Source organism: Desulfolutivibrio sulfodismutans DSM 3696 (assembly GCF_013376455.1).
GTDB lineage: Bacteria > Desulfobacterota > Desulfovibrionia > Desulfovibrionales > Desulfovibrionaceae > Desulfolutivibrio > Desulfolutivibrio sulfodismutans.
Genome location: NZ_CP045504.1, coordinates 2109123 through 2127056, shown reverse-complemented (window position 1 = coordinate 2127056; position 17934 = coordinate 2109123). Strand labels below are relative to the sequence as shown.

Below are 17934 nucleotides of genomic sequence, written 5' to 3'. Positions count from 1 at the left end.
GCGGTCGTACACCGCCCGCACGCACCCCGCCAGTTCGTCCAGGGGGCACGGTTTGAGCAGATAGTCCGCCGCCCCGGCAGCCGACGTAAGACAAACGGGGCTGCCGCCCCGCCAGCCGACGTAAGACAATCGGGGCTGCCGCCCCGTACCCCGCCCGGGGGGAATGATTTCCCCCGGACCCCCCCGGCGGGCGAAGTCTTCTCAGGAGCGCGCCTTGCCGTCGCCTCCGGCCGATCCCCCTTGAAACTTCCCATGCTCGATTGTTTGTTCCCACGACATCCCCATGCTTTGCGTTGAACGCCTTGGTCGGGACACGATCAGGCGCGCGTGCAACAGGTTTTCATCGAAAGACAGGACACATCCAGTATGTGTTCATGAAATGTGACGTGTGGCGACTGGAAGACCACTGCAAGCGCAGAGGGAATTGAAATCCCGGAGTGAATCCGGGGGGAGTGGATCCAGAGGATGTTTCACGAAAACGATTCGGAAGTTGGCGTCTCCATCGTTTTGTTGGGAAAAGGAGCTTCGAGGCAACAAACCCGAAACAATATGTATGTGCAACGTCACGCGTTTCTCATGCGTGTTGCGTGATGGGACTTGCGAAGCAGCGTGATGAGGAATACGAAGAGAAGTATCGCCAGGGCCATGGCTGAGAGTGGTGCGGCGCAATGTTCCGGAGGAAGGAGGGCCGCCCATGGATAACCTGCATTCTATAAAGAAAAATAGGTCGAAGGCCATCCTTGCCTCCCTCTTTGTCATAGCGATGGTTGCTGTGGCGGTGTATTATGTGACTGAAGAATTGAGCAACCGTCAATCCGAGGATCGGATACGCGACGCAATGCTAGAGGTCAGGGCGTTTCATCATTATATTCAGAATGACATGCTTCCAAATTACTACCGATTGATGAATGAGGGACGGTTGCCCCAGGGGTTCTATGCGCCGGAGCTTCTTTCCTCATCCTATATGGCCAGGACATTTCAAAAGTATTATAATGATGAACGAGAGGCAATTGGATTGCCTGATGTACACTATAAGATTGCTGCAGAAGATCCACGTAATCCACTCAACAAAGCCACTGAGAATGAAATTGATCTTATAAAGTGGTTTAACGAAGATCAAAAGCGGGATCATATTCGCATGATACAGGAGGAAGATGGCAGGAAGTTCCTCGTCGTTGCCGTCCCATTTCTGAAAAATGAGCCAAAGTGTCTTGTTTGCCATGGAAAAGTGTCGGATGCCCCGGAACAGTTGCAGCAGTTGTATAAATGGACGGGAGGGTTTGACAGAACTCTCGGCGAGATTCCGGCTGTGGAGATTATGAAAACGCCGATACAATCCCAATTCGGGATGCCTTTTTACGCCTCAATATCAGCCCTGCTCGTTTCGTCCCTGCTGGCGGCTGTGGTCATAGGCGGATATGTATGCAGGCTTCAAGTGAAAGTGGCGACGGGAAAGCTGCAGAAGCAGCAGGAACAGCTTGTTGTCGCCAAAGATAAAGCAGAATCCGCAAGCGTCGCCAAGTCAGAATTTTTGGCGAACATGAGTCACGAGATTCGGACTCCGCTCAACGGTGTGCTGGGCATGCTCCAGCTTCTCAAGGATGCTGAGCCGAATAGCGAGCAAATGGAATACATCCGCATTGCGATAAAGTCCACGAACCGGCTTACCCGGCTTTTGGCGGATATTCTGGATATTTCAAAGATTGAATCAGGAAAGATGCAGTTGCTTGAGGCCGAGGTTGATTTCAGAAAGATAAAGGAGTCGATTGAGGAGGTCTTTGCCGGGACCGCCAGGGAAAAGGGAATCGACCTGACGTTTTCCTGGGCGGAGGATTTCCCGGAGACGTTGCGAGGAGACGAGGTCAGGTTGCATCAAATCCTGTTCAACCTCGTGGGGAACGCCATAAAATTTACAGACACCGGTTCGGTGCGCGTTTTCGCCTCCGTGCTGCCCTTTTCGGCCCAAGCGGACATCCGGGTCTTGATCACGGTCGCCGATACCGGGATAGGCATTTCAGACGACAATCTGAAGAAGATATTTGAACCATTTGTGCAAGTTGAGGGCTCCTATACCAGAAGATTCCAGGGGGCCGGGCTGGGCCTTTCCATTGTCCGCAAGATCGTGGATTTGATGTGCGGAACCGTGGCCATTGAAAGCGGGTTGGGAAAGGGAACCACCGTCTATCTCTCCCTGCCCTTTGCGTACGGCGGTGAAGCAGCCCGTGACGCCGCGTATGAGGCGCGAGAGAACACGCCGGGCGTCGGGAGGCCGTGGAGAATCCTTTTTGCGGAGGATGACGCCGTCAGTTCCATTGCGGGCAAGCGGATGCTCGAAAAGGCCGGATACTCCGTCACCACCGCCAAGGATGGTCAGGAGGTTCTGGACCTTCTGGCCGGGCAGGACGTGGATCTGATCCTTATGGACATCCAGATGCCGGTCCTGGACGGCGTGGAGACGGCCAAGGCGATCCGGCGGGCGTCGCACCTCGGCGCAAAGTCCAGGATTCCGATCATTGCCGTGACGGCCTACGCCATGACGGGTGACCGGGAGAAGCTCCTTGCCTCCGGGATGAATGATTACATCGCGAAACCAGTCGACAAGGCGAGGCTTGTCGAGGTCATAGGGCGGGTGATGAAAAGGGACGTAAACGAAGCCGGTCAGGGGTAGGACAGCGCGCAGCTGCCCTGTCCCCGCATCCTGGGGAGGCGCCAGGCGAAATCCGATCCATCTCCGCCGCGCCGGGGGCCGGAAGAATGCAATCGGGGCTGCCGCCCCGTACCCCGCCCGGGGGGAATGATTCCCGGTACGAACCGGGTACATGGTTGACAGAATAGACCGGGTACATGGTTGACACCTTTGGCAGAGGAGGAAGCTCCGATGCCCTGGAAAAAGGTCGAGACCATGGAAGAACGAGCTCGGTTCATCGTTGAGGCAGCGCGCAGAAGCGAACCGTTTTCTGAAATCTGCCAGCGGTTCGGGATCAGCCGTGAGACGGGGTATAAATGGGTCCGGCGTTTTCAAGATCGAGGCAGCGTCGAGGAGTTTAGCCGTGCCCCGAGAAACTGCCCCCACAAAACGTCTGATGCGATCATTGAGAAAATATTATTGCTTCGTGAGACGTATCCGTATTGGGGCCCGAAAAAGCTATCACAACTTCTATTTGATAAATACGGAATTTGTGATCCTCCAGCACCAAGCACAATTGGCGCAATATTAAAGCGTCATGGGTTTATATCAGAATCGAGAAAAATTCGGCGCAAGTCTGCTGGACGTTTGCGACGGTATGATTTGTTGTCTCCTCAAGATACGAATGACGTCTGGGCTATTGATTATAAAGGATGGTTCCGACTTGGCGACAGGAGTATATGCTATCCACTAACGATAACAGACATGCACAGTAGGTATGTTCTGGCATGCAAGGGATATGCTCGCCAGACACTCGAAAATACAAAATCGGCCATGGAAAACGTATTTTGTGACTATGGGTTGCCTCAGGCAATCCGAGTGGACAACGGGACGCCTTTCGGCTCCAGCGGGATAGGTGGATTTACACAACTTAGTGTTTGGTGGATTCAATTAGGCATCATCGTTGATTTCATAGAGCCAGGGAAGCCGGAGCAAAACGGTAGCCACGAGCGAATGCATAAAACGTTGAAGCTTGAGTCAACAATGCCGCCACAGGATAGTCTTTCAGAACAGCAAAAGAAGTTTGATAGTTGGCGGCACCGGTTCAATTATGAGCGCCCACATGAGGCGTTAGGGCAGAAGACGCCAAGTTCGATATATCGTCGGTCTTTGCGTTCTTTTCCCCGTGAGGCTCCACAGTTCAGCTATCCGCCATACTTCGAAAGTCGCTTTGTTCGTAGCGATGGGATGTTCAACTGGAAAGGCGGCCAGGTATTTATCGGGGAGGCCTACGGGAGAAATCGAATCGGGCTGATCCAGAATTATGACGGTAGATGGCTGGTGTACGCCGGGGATATTCTCATCGGGGGATTGATCTCCGAAGAGCCGAAACATGTGGTCCCGGTGAGGCGCTTGATCGGGTAAAAGTGTCAGGGATGTACCCGGTCCAAAGTGTCAGCGATGTTCCCGGTTGCACACCCCCCGGCCCCCCCCGGGCGGTGGCGCGAATCACCGGATACATGCGGGAGGATAGCCGTGCCTCCCGGTCGTTGGTCACGGAAAGCAGAATGGTGGAGACCCCGTCAATTCCCGTACCTGTTCTCCCGGTGCTTCAGTGCGATGCTCTCCGCCAATCCATCCAGCGCAGCCAGCGTGTCTTTTTTCGGCAGGCCTTTGCACAGCACCGGGGCCAGAACCTCAACTTTGAGGTTTGGAATCATCCCGGCCAGGATATCAACGGTCTTGCCGCCCCACCCATAGGAACCGACGATGGACAAGAACTGGGCCTTGGGCCGCAGGGCATTGGCGAGAAACGCGGCATAGGCAGCCAAGGGATGAGGCCCGGCCAGGACGGTGGGCGCTCCGAGCACGATGCTCCCGGCATCGACCAGGGACATGGCGAGCTTGCCGATATCTGTTACCGAAAGATTGAACAGCTCAACACCGACCTTGCGCTTGGAGAGCGCCGACGCCAGATGGTCAACCATGATGCGGGTGCTGCCGTGCATCGACACGAAGGGAAGGGTCACCAGGTTTCGGGGGGCAGCGGACACCCATTCCCGGTACGAATCCACAATCCATCCCGGCTGATCATAGATCTGGCCATGGCTGGGAGCGATCATGCGGATGTCGTAATTTGAAAGCTTGTCCAGATTTTTGGCGATAATCGAACGAAACGGCATCATGATTTCCGCGAAGTAGCGTTTTGCCGCCTCATGAACCCGGCACCGGTCAGTCGCAAGAAGATCGGAACTGGCGATATGCGAGCCGAAAAAATCACAGCTGAAAAGGATTTTCTCTTCAACGAGATAGCTCGACATGGTTTCCGGCCAATGCACCCACGGCGTATGGATGAACGTGAGCGTTCTGTCGCCAAGGGACAGGCTGTCTCCATCTGCGACAACGAGGAAAGCCTCTTCAGGTATCGGCAGCAGATCCATGAGCATTCTCTTTGCCTTGGCTGTGACGACAACTTTGGCTTTGGGAAAGCGGGAGAGGATCAGGGGGATCGTCCCCGAATGATCTTGCTCGGCGTGATGCGAAACGACATAGTCAATCTGGGAAACGCCATCCAGGGCAGAGAAAAGCGTATCGGAAAAATGGGGATCCACCGTGTCGAGTAACGCCGTCTTCTCTGACCCTCTCACAAGGTATGCGTTATAGGTGGTTCCGTCAGGCAAAGGGACAAGGGAGTCAAAAAGACGCCTGTCCCAATCAATGGCTCCAACCCACGCTACACGGTCAGTCACCTCTTTCATTTGGAGCTCCTTGGCTTGAGTTCCCTATTGGATAACCTCCGGACACATTTTCTTTCGTGGCCTCCCTGTCGGGTGCTGGCCATCCCAGCTAACCACCACGTTCTTACCGCGCCCCCACGGCCTTTTTGCGGTCGTACACCGCCCGCACGCACCCCACCAGTTCGTCCAGGGGGCACGGTTTGAGCAGATAGTCCGCCGCGCCGCCGGCGATCATTTCGGCCGCGATGTCCACCGAGGCGTGGCCCGTTAAAACCAGCACCTCCACGCCCGGGGCGATGGCCTTGATGCGCGGCAGCACCTCCTGGCCGCTTTCGCCCGGCATTTTCACATCCAAAAGCACCACGTCGAAGGGTTTTTCAGCCAGCATCGCCAGGGCCTGCTCCCCTCCGGAAGCCGCCTCGGCGGTGAGGCCCTGGGCTCCCAGAAGCTTCACCAGCGTGGTCCGGAAGCGGTCTTCGTCATCGACAACCAGGACGCGGATAGGGTCCGGCATATGTCGCTCCTTGTCGTTTACGTCGTGATTTCAAAGGCGCGTCCCTCGCGGGGAAGGGTCACGGTGAACCTGGACCCTTTGCCTTCCTCGCTTTCCACCGTGATTGCGCCGCCGAGCCGGTCCACGATGCCGTGGCACATGGACAGCCCCAGGCCCGTGCCCACGCCGGGCGGCTTGGTGGTGAAAAACGGGTTGAAGATCTTGGGCATGTTTTCCGGCGCAATTCCGACTCCCGTGTCAGCCACGGCGATGGCCACCCGGGATGGGCCGTCCGGCCGGGTGGACACGGTGATCGCGCCCTGGCCAGGGATGGCCTGGAAGGCGTTTAACAGCAGATTCAGGATGACCTGCCGCAAAAGCGGCACATCGGTCGCAATGGGGGCAAGCTCGGGATCATAGTCGCGCACGATGGACACGCCCTTGAGCCGGGCCTCCTTCTCCACCAAAAGCACCATGTCCTCCATGATCTTTTCCAGGTGTTCCTGCTGCAGGATGGGCTCCATCTTGCGCGAAAAATTGAGCAGATTGTGGGTGATGGCCTTGCAGCGGTCCACCTGGCGCACGATCTCGGCCAGGGAGTCCCGAAGCTCCGCCATGTTTTCCGGCGTGACCTGGGGCGCGGACATGAGGTGCGTCATCCAGTCCGATTCCTGGGCGATGATGGCCATGGGGTTGTTGATCTCGTGGGCGATGCCCGCCGACATCTCGCCGATGGCCGCCAGCTTCTGGGACTGGACGAGTTGGGCGTCCAGGGAGCAGCGCTTTTGTTCCGAGGCCCGGATGCGCGAGGCCAGGGCCGCAGCGGACCAGGCCGCCAGGCTGGCGATGAAAAGGGCCAGGATCACCGCCAGGGGGATGGGCAGGACCATGGCCGACAGCACCGCCACGGCCGTCAGCCCCGGCAGGCCGATCAGATGGAGCCACAGGGGCCGGGCCTTGCCCGCAGGCGCGGCCGCAGGTTCCCCGGCCGCAGCAGTCGGGTCAGCGCGGGGCTTTTCGTCCTTCATTGAGCAGTTTTCTTTCGTGGGCCTTGTGGACCTTTTCCAGAAGCTCGTCGAAGTCCACGGGTTTTAAGACGTAGTCGTACGCCCCAAGCGACATGCCGCGCATGCCCGATTCCACCGAGGCATGCCCGGTGAGCATAATGACTTCCGTCAAGGGGTAGCGTTTTTTGATCTCTTTTAAGGTCTCGATGCCGTCCTTGCCGGGCATGCGCACGTCCATGATGACCACGTCGAAGGAGTCGGTCTCCAGCAGCTTCAAGGCGGCAATGCCGCTTGACGCGGCCGTGACCGGCATCTTGCGGAAGGTGAACCGCTTGACCATGGTTTCTATGAAATCCGGCTCGTCGTCCACGACGAGGATCCTTACGCTCATGTGCGACCTCGTTGCCCGGTTGGACCAGCACCCCGTCTACGAGACGGGCAGGGTGATGGTGAAGGTGGTGCCCTTTCCCTCGACGCTGTGCAGGACGATCTTGCCTCCAAGCTTTTCGATGATGCTGTAGCTGATGGTCAGCCCCAGGCCCGTGCCCTCGCCGACTTTTTTCGTGGTGAAAAAAGGATCGAAGATCTTTTCCGCGACCTCTTTGGGCATCCCCTTGCCCGTGTCCGCGATGGCGATGACCACGGCCCCCGCTTCCTTGTCGTGGCGGGTGGTTACGGTGATCACCCCGTCCTTGTCGATGGCGTCGATGGCGTTGTCTAAGATGTTCAAAAAGACCTGCTGCAACTGGGAGGCGTCGGAGGTGATGCAGGGCAGGCCCCGGTCGTAGTCGGTCATGATCTCGATGTTGCGGAACGAGGCCTCGTTTTCCAGAAAGGACTTGGTCTGGTCCAAAAGGATGTTCACATTGATGTCGTCGCGTAGCGGGTCCATGCGCCGGGCGAATCCCAGAAGCCGGTGGGTCACGTCCTTGGCCCGGCGCACGTGGAATTCGATTTTTTGAACGGCGTCCTCGTATTCCTTGAAGTTGGGGCTGCCCTTGATGTCTTCTTCACTGAGCAGATCGCGCATCCACCCGGCCTTTTCCATGATGATGGCCAGGGGGTTGTTGACCTCGTGGGCCACCCCGGCGGCCAGCTTGCCCAGGGCCGCCATCTTGCTCGACTGCGTGAGCGAGGCGTCCAGGGAGGCTTTTTCCCGCTCCGAGCGCACCAGTTGCCGGACCATGGAATTGGAGATGAACACCGCGCCGCCGATGATGAGCAGCGTGCCCCCGAGAAGGATGAAGATCAGGAGCCAGCGGGCCTGGTACAGCGGCATGAATTCTTCGCGGGGGTCGTCTTTTATGACCAGGAGCCAGTCTTTGTAATCCAGCCAGGCCATAGCGTAGAGGCTGGTCTTGCCCTTGACCGCAAACTCCTCCACCCGGCTGCCGGAAAACTTGGCGAAACGCGGGAATTCGATCTTTTCCAGAATGGTGTCGTCAAAGCGGGGCTTGGTCTGGAGCACGTTTTCCGAGGTCATGAGAAAGGCGTCGCCGGATTTGCCCAGGTGGACGCTGCGCACCAGGGAATCGAAAATGTCCGAGTCGATGGCCGCCCGCAGAATCCAGGAGCGGTCACCCTCGCGCCGGGTCACGGCGATGATGAAGTGGGGATATTTCCGGAACCCCAGGAACACGTCGCTGACGTAAAGCCCCCGGGCCATGGCCATGTTGAACCAGGGTTCCTGGCTGTAGTTGACGTTTTGCAGGCGGTAGGGGCCGCAATAGGACACGGTTTTGCCGTCCTGGTCGATGACCTGGAGGTCGATGAAAGACTTGGAGTGGATCTGGAGGAAGGAGAAGACCTTTTCCAGGTATTTTTCGTCGGAGAGCTGGTCGAAGGACTCGGTGAAGGCCAGGGTGGTGAGCTGGGAGATGCGTTCGTTTAAAAACAGGTCGATGGTGTTTTTTTTGTTTTCCACCAGGGTCCGCAGGTTGCCGTAGACCTTGCTCACATAGACCGACTCGGTCTTGAGGTAGATGGTCACGCCCAGGGCCAGAAGCGGCACGAAGGAAAAGGCCAGGGTGGTGGCGATGATTTTGAGACGAAGCCGCTGGTAGTCGTCCTGCTGCATCATGTCCGTTCGCCCCCGGGGGTTGGCTCGGACGCGGCGGGAACTGCCGCATCAGCCGGACACGGCCGGATGCAAGCGCCTCCCGGCCCGGAGCGCGCGCCGCGCCCGCGTCCATTTCAAAGACTAGAGCGGATGGCGCTGAAAATCAAACATTTCCACGCCGTCTCCGGGCTTGGCCGGGAGGCCGGATCAGGCGGGGGACAGATCCGGGTGGCGCGTCAGCAGGGTGAGGAACTGGGAGGTGCGCAGCGTCAGCCGGTCGTTCACCAGCCGGTACATGGCCAGCAGGAAGGGCACGCCAAAGGCCGGGGCGTCCTGGATAAGTCCTACCAGGGCCGTCCCCGGCACGGCCAGGGTGCGGCAGGCCCGGGCGGCCACCACGGTGTGGTCGTGGACCTCTCCCGGGGTCAGGGCGGAAAACCCGAAGCAATAGCCGGGATTGAGCGACCCCAGGGAGACGATGATGTCCGGGGGCAGGCGCACCTGCAAAAGCGCCTTGCCGTCCAGAAGCAGGGAGAAATGTTCGGCGGGCTGGCCTCTCTCATGGATGGTGTCGCCCGGGCCGAAGTCGCGCGGCACGGCCAGGGCCAGGAAGCGTTCCAGAAGCGGGTCGGGGATGCCTGCCAGGATCTGGAAATTGATGAGATCGGGGGGGGTGGGCATGGGGCCTCCGGGAAAGGCGTTACAAAACCAGCATCAGGATCAGGCACAGGCCGAAAAGGGCCGCCGCCAGGGTGACGCCCACGGGCGGGGTCCAGGTCTGTGCGGCCAGGGCCGCCTCGTCGCGCAGGCGTTGGGCGTTTTTGCCCAAAAGCGGGGAAAAAAGCGTGACCACCATGGCCGCCAGGCGTTGCGGACCCTGGGCGGTGAGGCGATGGAGGGCGGCCGCCGCCCGGGCGGCCATGTCGGCGGCGGCGGTGTTGATGCCGCCGGTGGCTGCGTCGGACAGCCGGTACAGGAACCGGCCCCCCCTGCGGTAGAAGAAGTCCGTGTCCAGGGTGATGCCCGGCCTGCGGCGCAGGATCGGGGCATAGAGCGCGAAAAAAAGCCCGGCAAAGGCCAAAAGCTCAATCGTCGCCGTGACCCGGCCCGGCGAAAACGGGACGAACTCCGGGGCCGCAAAGGGCAAAAGGGCATACAGGGGCCAGGGGTAGACCCCGATCCCCAGGCAGGCCAGGGCCGCCAGCCCCATGCCCGCAAGCGCCGCGACCGGGGCCTCGCGGCCCTGAGTGGGTTTTTTCGAGGCCTCCGGCGCCCCCGGGGTCTGTCCGAAAAAGATGAAGTACGGCACGGCCAGCCCGGCATACAGCAGCGTCCCGGCCGAGGCCGCCTCCAGGAACAGCCACATCAGGGCCATGTGGGCGTCGGCCGTGGCGGCCAGCACCATGGGCTTGGACACGAAGCCGCAGGTGCCGGGCAGGGCGGACAGGGACATGGCCCCCACCACGGTCGCCGCGAAGGTCAGGGGCATGGCCGAAAAAAGCCCGCCAAGCTCGGTGAGTTTGCGTTTGCCCGTGGCCGCAATCACCGACCCGGCGGACATGAACATCAGGGACTTGTAGAGGATGTGGCAAAAGGCCAGGGCGCAGGCGCCATTTAAGGCCTCGGGCGTGCCGATTCCCACCCCCACCAGCATGAACCCCACCTGGTTGGTGATGCTGTAGGACAAAAGGCGGCGCAGATCGTTTTCGCGCAGGGCGTAGATCAGGCCGTAGAGGATCATCAGGCATCCGGCGACAATGAGGATGTCGAAGCCCGGGAAGCCCCGGATGAGGACGTACACGGCGGTCTTGGTGGTGAAGGCCGACAGGAACACCCCGCCCGTGGGCGAGGACTCGGGATAGCTGTCCGGCAGCCAGGCCGAGAAGGGAAAGGCCGAGGCGTTGATCAAAAACCCGGCCAGGACCAGAAGCGACCCCGGGCCGCCGTCGGCCAGGAGCGCGGCGGTGAAGGCCGTGGAGCCGGTTTTGGCCGCCAGGAGCACAAGCCCCGCCAGCAGGCAGATGCCGCCGAAAAGATGCACCAGGGCGTAGCGATAGGCCGCCGCCCGGGATTTTTCCGTGCCCCCGGCCAGGATCACGAAGACCGCCGCCAGGGCCATGGCCTCCCAGAAGACGTAGAGCGTGACCATGTCCCCGGCGAACACCGCGCCAAGGGCCGACCCGGCATAGGCCAGGGTGGCCGCCCGCTCGGGCCCGCCCTGTCGGCCGAAGGCGAACAGGCAGGAGAGGCTGGCGCTTAAGGTGAAGATCCAGGCGAAGAGCACCGCCAGCTTGTCGGCGCGCAGAAAATCCAGGGCCATCCCGGCCGGGTGCAGGGACAGGGCCGCGCCGCCGTCGCCGGGCAGGATGGACACGGCCCAGACCGAGGCCAGGGCGGCGGCCAGGGACACCGCCCCCCCGGTCTTTTTGCCGAAAAAGGCGGTGAGCGCGGCCCCGGCGAACAGGGGCAGGGCGGGATGCAGGTTAGCGATCATAGAAGTCTTCGCCTCGTCCGAGGAGCACCCCGGCCAGTCCGGCCACCAGGACCAGGGCCGCACAGGCCAGAAATCCCACCAGGGCATGGAAACCGAAAAAACCGTCGAATCCGAAATGGGCCGGGCCATGGGTCAAAAGACCCGCGCCGAGGCTGGCCAGACACAGGCCCGCTGTCAGACGCAGGGCCAGACGCCGCCGGGCGGCGGGCGGATGCGTCACCGGAGGGCGGGCGTCCGGGGGCGGGCTGGCCGGGGAGGAAGGGCGTTTTTTCATATGGGCCTTCCGTGGATGGAAGAAGGGTTTCCGGGGCACGACTTTTTCATGGTGCGGCCCCGGCCAGACGCAGGAGCAGGTCCGGCCACCAAAAAAGGGCCAACACAAGCAGGGCCGTGACCACCGGCGGGACCACGCACCACAGCGGGGCCTCGCGCATCCCGGCGGCCGGGGATTTTTTCTCCCGGCGCTTCTTGGGGGCGGCCTGGTCCGGACTGTCCGGGGCCTGTCCGAAAAAGGCCCGGATGATCACCGGTAAAAAATAGGCGGCGCTAAGGAGCGAACTGACGCACAGGGCCGCCACCACCCCGTAGCGGGAGGTCTCGGCCGCAGCCAGCAGGATCTGCCATTTGCTCACGAAGCCTGCCGTGAGCGGCACGCCGATGATGGACAAGGCCCCCACGGCGAAGGCCGCGAAGGTGAACGGCATGCGCCGCCCCAGGCCGCCCATGCGGCTGACGTATTTTTCCCCCGTGGCCACGAAGATGGCCCCGGCGCAAAAAAACAGGGTGATCTTGCCGCAGACGTGCATGGCGATGTGCAAAAGCGCCCCAGTGTCGCCCCGAGGGGTGAGAAGCGCCGCGCCAAGGACCACATAGGCCAGTTGGCCGATGGTGGAATAGGCCAGCCGCCGTTTCAGGCCGTCCTGGGTCAGGGCCACCACCGAGGCCGCGATCATGGTGAAGGCGCTGACCCACACCAGGACGTCGCCCAGATGCAGGGCGGCGAGATATTCGTTGCCGAGAATCCCCGTCACCACCCGGTAGACGGAGAACACGCCCACCTTGACCACGGCTACGGCGTGAAGGAGCGCCGAGACCGGGGTGGGGGCCACCATGGCCGCCGGGAGCCAGGCATGCATGGGCATGACTGCGGCCTTGGCGAACCCGAAGACGAAGGCGAACAGCAGGCAGCCCACGGCCAGGGAGCCCAGGCCCGGGGGCAGGACGCCGCCCGGGGTGAAGGCCAGGGTGCCCGAGAGGTCGTACACGGCGATCATGGCCGGCAGGGCCAGGGCGATGGAGCCGCCCAGGATGTAGGCCAGGTAGCGCCGCCCCGAGGCTATGGCCTCGGCGTCCTGGTGGTGGGTGACCAGGGGATAGGTGGCCAGGGAGAGGATCTCGTAGAAGAGGTAGAGGGTGAACAGGTTGGCGGACAGGGCCACCCCCAGGGCGGCGCTCACGGACACGGCGAAAAAGGCGAAATAGCGGGTCTGGGCGTGTTCGGAGAGCCCGCGCATGTAGCCCACGGAATAGATGGAGGTGACGATCCACAGAAACGAGGCCACCAGGGCGAAGAGGAGCCCCGGCCCGTCCACGGCGAAGGCCAGGGAGGCCCCGGGCAGGACATGGGCTGCCACGTATTCCACCCGGTTTCCGGCCAGAACGGCGGGCAGCATGGTCACCACCAGCAGGAAGCTGGTCACGGCGGCCAGAAAGGTCCAGGTCTCGCGCCGGTTGGGGGAGGAGGCCGCACCCGCCAGGACCATGCCCGGAATGGCGCACAGCGGCGCGATCACGGCCAGAAGGGGCGCGACAGAGCCGAAGGCGGGCAGCACGGCGGCGGCGGAGGCGATGACGGAGGTATCCATGTGCGCGAAACGTCCTTTATCCCAGTCCCGGGGGCAACACCGCGTTGACTGCCAGCCGCACGATCTCCCCGGTCAGAAGTCCCATGGCCACCAGGCCTGCGGCGACGACGCACAGGGGGGCCAGGCGGGCGGCAGGCATCTCGTCGCAAAAAAGCGGAATGGGTTCGGGGTGGCCGTGGGCGGCCTCACCAGATGAAGCGGATGGGGCGGCGGGCGTGCCGAAAAAGCCGATCTCGAAGATCCGGAAAAAGAGCACGGCGTTGACCAGGCTCGACAGCACCAACGCCCCGGCAAAAACGTAGCTTCCGGCCGAGATGGCCCCGGAGAGCAGATACCACTTGCTGAAAAAACCGCAAAATGGCGGCACCCCGATCATGGACAGCCCGCCCATGGCCATGGCCGCCGCAGTCACGGGCATGCGCCGGAAAAGCCCGCCCATGTCGGAAAACCGTCCCCCCGTGCCCCGCTCCACGTTGGACGCGGCCAGAAACAGGCACAGGGTCATGAGCAGGTCGGCGAAGATGTGGTAGATGGTCCCGGTCAGGGCCGCCCGGTTGCCGAGAAATGCCCCGCCCACCATGTAGCCGACCTCGGACAAAAGGATGAAGCACAGCATCTTGCGCAGCGACCGCTGGGCCAGGGCGCAGAAGGAGCCGTAGAGGATGGCCGCCGTGGCCAGGATAAGGACCAGGGTGTTGACGGCCGGGAGGGACCAGGCGGCGTCCGGGGTGAAGACGCTTAAAATCATGCGGACCAGGACATAGGCCATGACCTTGGTGGTCAGGGGGGCCACCAGGGCCGCAGCCGGGGCGGCGGAAAAGGAATAGGCCGCCGGGAGCCAGGAATGGAACGGGAAAAGGCCCATCTTGACGAAAAGTCCGGCCAGGATGACGCCCCAGGCCGCGGCCAGGGCCGTTGAACCGGACAGGCCGTCCGGCGCAAGCTGGCCGATGATGCCCGAAAGATCGGCCATGTTGAGGGAGCCGGTCATGATGTACAGGTAGCCCATGCCCAGGAGATACAGCGAGGCCCCGAGCGACCCCACAAAGAGATAGTTGAGGCTGGAGAGCATGGCCCGTTCCCGGCCCTGGGCCAGGATGGCGTAGCCGCTTAAGGCCGCGACCTCGATGAGCACGTAGAGGTTGAAGGCGTCGCCGGTGATGACGATGCCCATGTGTCCGGCCACGGCCAAAAGAAACAGGGCGAAAAAGGCCGAATTTTTCAGCGGATAGCTGGTCTCGATCTCGGCCTTGGAGGCCAGGAAGGTGCAAAGCGCCGCCCCGGAGACAAAGGCCAGCATGAGCGCGGACAGGGGGTCGGCCACATAGGAGATGCCGATGGGCGGCGGCCAGCCGCCCACGAAGTAAATGGCCGTGCCCTGGGAGAGGATCCGGATGGCCAAAAGGACCGATGCGGCAAACGACGCGGCCAGGGCCAGGGCGGCCACGGCGTAGTTGGCGCGGCGGAAAAGGAAGCGGCCGACGGTCACGGCAAAGGCCCCGAAGAGAAGCGGAGCCACGGCCAGGATGGGCAGTTGGGCGGTCATTTGCCGCGCAGCCTCTGAAGGATCTCGTCCTCCTCGATGGTGCCGTGGTCGCGGTGGATGTTTTGGATCAAGGCCAGGGCCACCCCCAGGGTGGCCACGGAGACCACGATGGCCGTCAGCATGAGCACCTGGGGCAGGGGGTTGGCGTAGGCGGCCGGATCGGCCGTGCCCAGGGCCGGATCAATGATGGGGATGCCCGCGCCTTCCTTGGCCCCGATGGAGACGTAAAAGAGCATGATGGCTGTCTGGAAGATGCCTAGACCGATGCATTTTTTGAGCAGGTTGGTCTTGGCGATCATGGCGTAGAGCCCGATCATCATGATCGCGAAATAAGCGTAATAATGGAACTTGTTCCCAAATTCAGCGAAAAGCTCATGCATGGCTCAAAGACCCTCTTCCACGGTCCCCCGGGAGGACACAAGCTTGTAGATGGTCACCAATGTGGCCATGACCGTCAGCGCCACGCCGATCTCCACGATGAGGATGCCCATGGACCGGGCGGCCGGGACGGCCGCGCCGAAAAAGGAGGCATAGGCCCCGTAGTCCAGGAAGTTGCCGCCGAAACACAGGGCCAGGAGGCCGGTCCCGGCGTAGATGCACACCCCGGCGGCGGCGGCCAGGATGGCGGTTTTTTCGGTCAAAAGGCTCTCCACCGTGCGCAGGTCGCGGGAAAGCCCCACCAGGATGAAGCTTGCGGCCAAAAGCACGCCGCCCTGGAAGCCTCCGCCCGGGCTGTAGTGGCCGTGGGCGATGACGTAGAGGGCGAAGACCTGGATGAAGGGGACCATGAACAGGCACATGGTCTCCACCACCATGTCCTGGGGCATCCAGTCGGCGTCAATGCGCTCGAAGCAGCTTGAACGCGGCGGGATGCGGCGCGGCGTGAGCATGGCCAGGACCACCCCGGTAGGCTTGTGGCGGTAGTAGTAGACCTCGGTGACGCCCCGCCTGCGCAGAGCGCGCAGGATGAAAAAACAGGACATGCCCGCCAAAAAGACCACCGTGGTCTCGAACATGGTGTCGAAGCCCCGGTAGTCGGCCAGGACCGAGGTCACGAAGTTGGGGGTGTGGGTCTGGGGCTGGGAGCCCTGGATGTAGGCCGGGGAGACGTGGCGCGAGGGCGCGGAATCCACAGCCCCCAGGCGGGGAAACTCCGAGGCCGTGGCCGCGAAGAGCACCCCGGCCAGGATGACGGCGAAAAGGGCCAGGCGTTTCAATCCTTGGTCCTCCTGGTGGTGCGAAAAACAGCGGCGATCATGAGCACGGTGCTTATGCCCGCGCCGATGGTGGCCTCAGTGAAGGCCACGTCCACGGCGGCCATGGAGACCCACAACAGGCACATCATGAAGCTGTAGGTTCCGAACACCACGGCCGCGCCCAGGAGATCCTTGATGGTGATGGAGGCCACGGCGCACACGATGACCAGGACCAGCATGGCGATCTTGATTTCAAGGATCACGGGTCGCTCCTTTGGCCGCCCTTGACCCACGGGGCCAGTCCCGCCCGCAGGCAGGCGTCCACCATGGCGTGGCAGGCCGTGGGCGAGGCCAGGAACTGGAAAAAGAGCACCAAAAGGATCTTCAGGCCGACCAGAAGGTGGGCCATGTCGAAGCTTTCGATTTCGTTGAGGAACAGGGCGGCGATGAGGCTTATGGAGCCCATGGTGTCGATTTTTCCGGCCATGTGCAGGCGGGAATAGACGTCGGGCAGGCGGATCAGGCCCAGCGTGCCGCCGGTGAAAAAAAGGAGCCCAAGGCCGAGGAGGATGCAGATAGCGATGTCCATGCCGTCTTCCTCTAGCCTGTCCGCCAGGCCACGCCGAGACCCATGAAAAATACGGCAGTATTTTTTATCAAATACGTATTCAAGTGTGTCGCCATGGAAAGGAGAACCTCTACGGCCTGTCCGCCAGACCGCGTCGAAACCCATGAAAAATACGGCAGTATTTTTTAAAAAAATAAGTATTCAAAGATATTGCCATGGAAAGGAGAACCTTTACAGCTTGTCCGCCAGGCCGCGTTTCAGGAAATACCGCGAGGCGGCCAGGACGGAGATGAAGTTGAGCATGGCGTAGGCCAGGGCGATGTCCACGAACATGTCCAGGCGGCCGAAGGCCGTGCCCAGAAAGAGGATGAGCACCATGGTCTTGGTGCCCATGGCGTTGGCCCCCATGAGCCGGTCCAGGGTGGTGGGCCCGGCCGCCGTGCGGTACAGGGAGACCAGCATGAGCAGGGAGATGAACACGGCGCTGTAGAGGAAAATGGTATCCATGGCTCACTCCCCGAAGGCGGCGGCGATTTTGCGTTCCATCTCGCCGGGCAGCCCCTCGGCGGATTTGACGTCGATGGCGTGCACCAGGAAATCGCCACGCTCGTTGACGCTGACGGTGATGGTGCCCGGGGTCAGGGTGATGGAGTTGGCGAACACGGTGAGCGCGCCCCGGGAGGTGAGGCGGCTTTTGAAGGTGATGAGCCGGGGGTCGATCTTCTCCATCATCCGGGGATGAAAGACCAGGTAGAGCACCCAGAAATTGGCCTTGGCGATCTCCCACGTCAGCCACAGGCCATACAGGGGCAGCCGGAAAAGCAGCCGGAAGGGGAATGGGGCGTCCGTCCGGGGCGGCAGGAGGCGCAGGGAAAAAAGGGTCACGCCCAGACAGGAGACGACCCCCAGAGACATGTGGAAGGCGTCGAACATGCCGGAAAGGACCAGCCACACGGCAAAAAGGGAAAAAAAACGGATCAGGATGGACACGGCCCTGGCGGCCCGGGGCCGGGGGGGACGCGGCTGGCGGCGGCGTTCCACGCTGACGTCGTCAGCGACTTTGAAAATGACCCCGCCCTGTCCGCTGTCTGGGTTCTGCATAGGTACGCCGTTACGCCGGTTGCGGCGGGAAGGGGCGCGGCCGCCCGGAGCCGGAATGGAAAAAAAGTCGCCGGGAACCTGCTCCCGACGGTCAGACCGCGATTGACGAAAATGACGATACGACAATCCGGCGGGCATTTCAACGCAAAGCGCGAGTCGGTTCGAAAAGCGGAAAGCATCGGGGAAATCCCGCGATGGCGGCCTTGGCCAGATCATGCGCCCGCGACGCCCTCGACACGTG

18 protein-coding genes are annotated in these 17934 nt (G+C 61.5%); 2 read left to right on the top strand and 16 right to left on the bottom strand.

The window, feature by feature from the left end; all coding sequences use genetic code 11:
- The first annotated feature begins 694 nt into the window (after positions 1-694).
- The gene (locus GD606_RS10035) at positions 695-2668 is read left to right on the top strand and encodes an ATP-binding protein (RefSeq protein ID WP_163303689.1); all 1974 of its coding nucleotides are present in this window, start codon (positions 695-697) and stop codon (positions 2666-2668) included.
- Positions 2669-2878: 210 nt separating this feature from the next.
- Positions 2879-4051 carry an integrase core domain-containing protein gene (locus GD606_RS10030; protein ID WP_163304066.1) on the top strand — a complete coding sequence of 391 codons (1173 nt, stop codon included), beginning with the start codon at positions 2879-2881 and terminating at the stop codon, positions 4049-4051.
- 158 nt (positions 4052-4209) lie between these two features.
- On the opposite strand, the gene GD606_RS10025 is transcribed toward GD606_RS10030, so the two are convergent.
- From GD606_RS10025 to GD606_RS09950, 16 genes are all read right to left on the bottom strand, one after another.
- A complete protein-coding gene (locus tag GD606_RS10025) occupies positions 4210-5385 on the bottom strand; it encodes an FprA family A-type flavoprotein (protein ID WP_163303843.1) in 1176 nt (391 codons plus the stop codon).
- Between the two features lie 103 nt (positions 5386-5488).
- Positions 5489-5878 (bottom strand): response regulator, encoded by a 390-nt coding sequence (locus GD606_RS10020; protein ID WP_163303842.1) that lies wholly within the window; start codon positions 5876-5878, stop codon positions 5489-5491.
- A 17-nt stretch (positions 5879-5895) separates the two neighbouring features.
- Complete coding sequence (locus GD606_RS10015) at positions 5896-6885, bottom strand: sensor histidine kinase (RefSeq protein ID WP_163303841.1); 990 nt, start codon at positions 6883-6885, stop codon at positions 5896-5898.
- Positions 6860-7255 carry a response regulator gene (locus GD606_RS10010; protein WP_163303840.1) on the bottom strand — a complete coding sequence of 132 codons (396 nt, stop codon included), beginning with the start codon at positions 7253-7255 and terminating at the stop codon, positions 6860-6862. The genes GD606_RS10015 and GD606_RS10010 overlap by 26 nt, the downstream gene beginning before the upstream one ends.
- Positions 7256-7291: 36 nt before the next feature.
- The gene (locus GD606_RS10005; RefSeq protein WP_163303844.1) at positions 7292-8941 is read right to left on the bottom strand and encodes a sensor histidine kinase; all 1650 of its coding nucleotides are present in this window, start codon (positions 8939-8941) and stop codon (positions 7292-7294) included.
- A gap of 189 nt (positions 8942-9130) precedes the next feature.
- Positions 9131-9604, bottom strand: a complete 474-nt coding sequence (locus GD606_RS10000; protein ID WP_163303839.1) for a Crp/Fnr family transcriptional regulator — start codon at positions 9602-9604, stop codon at positions 9131-9133.
- 19 nt (positions 9605-9623) lie between these two features.
- Positions 9624-11417 (bottom strand): Na(+)/H(+) antiporter subunit D, encoded by a 1794-nt coding sequence (locus GD606_RS09995; RefSeq protein ID WP_163303838.1) that lies wholly within the window; start codon positions 11415-11417, stop codon positions 9624-9626.
- Positions 11407-11691, bottom strand: a complete 285-nt coding sequence (locus GD606_RS09990; protein ID WP_176629268.1) for a hypothetical protein — start codon at positions 11689-11691, stop codon at positions 11407-11409. The genes GD606_RS09995 and GD606_RS09990 overlap by 11 nt, the downstream gene beginning before the upstream one ends.
- Positions 11692-11737: 46 nt before the next feature.
- Positions 11738-13282 carry a monovalent cation/H+ antiporter subunit D family protein gene (locus tag GD606_RS09985; protein WP_163303673.1) on the bottom strand — a complete coding sequence of 515 codons (1545 nt, stop codon included), beginning with the start codon at positions 13280-13282 and terminating at the stop codon, positions 11738-11740.
- Positions 13283-13298: 16 nt separating this feature from the next.
- Positions 13299-14828, bottom strand: coding sequence for a proton-conducting transporter transmembrane domain-containing protein (locus GD606_RS09980; protein WP_163303674.1), 1530 nt, complete (start codon positions 14826-14828; stop codon positions 13299-13301).
- Positions 14825-15208: a cation:proton antiporter subunit C gene (locus GD606_RS09975; protein WP_163303675.1), complete on the bottom strand. Its 384-nt coding sequence runs from the start codon at positions 15206-15208 to the stop codon at positions 14825-14827. The genes GD606_RS09980 and GD606_RS09975 overlap by 4 nt, the downstream gene beginning before the upstream one ends.
- A 3-nt stretch (positions 15209-15211) precedes the next feature.
- A complete protein-coding gene (gene mbhE / locus GD606_RS09970) occupies positions 15212-16045 on the bottom strand; it encodes a hydrogen gas-evolving membrane-bound hydrogenase subunit E (RefSeq protein WP_163303676.1) in 834 nt (277 codons plus the stop codon).
- Positions 16042-16287, bottom strand: coding sequence for a hydrogenase subunit MbhD domain-containing protein (locus GD606_RS09965; RefSeq protein WP_163303677.1), 246 nt, complete (start codon positions 16285-16287; stop codon positions 16042-16044). The genes mbhE and GD606_RS09965 overlap by 4 nt, the downstream gene beginning before the upstream one ends.
- Positions 16284-16613 carry a monovalent cation/H(+) antiporter subunit G gene (gene mnhG / locus GD606_RS09960; protein WP_163303678.1) on the bottom strand — a complete coding sequence of 110 codons (330 nt, stop codon included), beginning with the start codon at positions 16611-16613 and terminating at the stop codon, positions 16284-16286. The genes GD606_RS09965 and mnhG overlap by 4 nt, the downstream gene beginning before the upstream one ends.
- A gap of 210 nt (positions 16614-16823) precedes the next feature.
- Positions 16824-17099, bottom strand: a complete 276-nt coding sequence (locus GD606_RS09955; protein WP_163303679.1) for an MrpF/PhaF family protein — start codon at positions 17097-17099, stop codon at positions 16824-16826.
- A 3-nt stretch (positions 17100-17102) separates the two neighbouring features.
- Complete coding sequence (locus GD606_RS09950; protein ID WP_163303680.1) at positions 17103-17693, bottom strand: Na+/H+ antiporter subunit E; 591 nt, start codon at positions 17691-17693, stop codon at positions 17103-17105.
- Positions 17694-17934: the final 241 nt, after the last annotated feature.